The sequence below is a fragment of the Rhizobium sp. PDO1-076 genome, assembly GCF_000247475.1.
Lineage (GTDB): Bacteria > Pseudomonadota > Alphaproteobacteria > Rhizobiales > Rhizobiaceae > Allorhizobium.
This window is the reverse complement of sequence record NZ_AHZC01000342.1, coordinates 1-715: the sequence shown is the minus strand read 5'-3', so window position 1 is coordinate 715 and position 715 is coordinate 1. Positions and strand designations below refer to the sequence as shown.

Sequence of the window (715 nt, the reverse complement as noted above, 5' to 3'; positions counted from 1 at the left end):
CCTCTCCGGTACACTTCTCGACGCGCTGGCCCCTGACTTGCCTGCGCGCAGGCAAGTCAGGGGCCAGCCGATCCCATCGAACGTCTACGCCGAAGCCACTGCTGAAAACCTCTGTTGCAAGCTCGGCACCGAATACCCGCACTTCTCGACGACCGTTCACAACTTTTGTAAGTCCGAAGAGGCGCGCAACCAAATCGTTCTGATCGTTGACTGCAGGCATGGGGTCAGCGCGTGTTCCGTTTCTACGATCCGGACATGCACACCCAAGAAAGTCTTGTTATTAGATCTGCGTTTCCCTGCGGCGGAAAAAGGAATAAAGTGATTGCTTCGGGAGCCGAATGTTAAAGACCTGGACCATGTTGAGTTCAGCCCGCGCGAAGTCCGCATGTTTGAGGATCGCCCCACGGAGGTTCGCCTTGCTGAGGTTCGCCCCACGGAGGTTCGCCTTGCTGAGGTTCGCCCCTCTGAGGTCCGCCCCGGTGAGGTTCGCCCCAGTAAGGTCCAAACCGCTGAGATCCATCCCGCTGAGATCCATCACCATGAGATTCACGCCCTGGAGGTTTGCATCCTGCGCGATTGCCTGACGGAGGCTCGCCTCGTCCAGCTTCGCTCCCTTAAGGATAGCCCCGGTGAGGTCCGCGTTCCAGAGATTCACCCCAGTGAGGTCCAAACCGCTGAGATCCACGCCCTGGAGGTTTGCCTGCTGCGCAATTGC

General features: G+C 58.7%; 2 protein-coding genes. One reads left to right on the top strand and one right to left on the bottom strand.

What is annotated here, in order from left to right:
• Positions 1–322, top strand: a 322-nt coding sequence (locus tag PDO_RS28840; RefSeq protein ID WP_210161524.1) for a hypothetical protein, incomplete at its 5' end; no start/stop codon positions are given.
• On the opposite strand, the gene PDO_RS16800 is transcribed toward PDO_RS28840, so the two are convergent.
• The coding region (locus PDO_RS16800; protein WP_007604490.1) for a pentapeptide repeat-containing protein at positions 281–715 on the bottom strand (435 nt) is incomplete at its 5' end. The genes PDO_RS28840 and PDO_RS16800 overlap by 42 nt on opposite strands.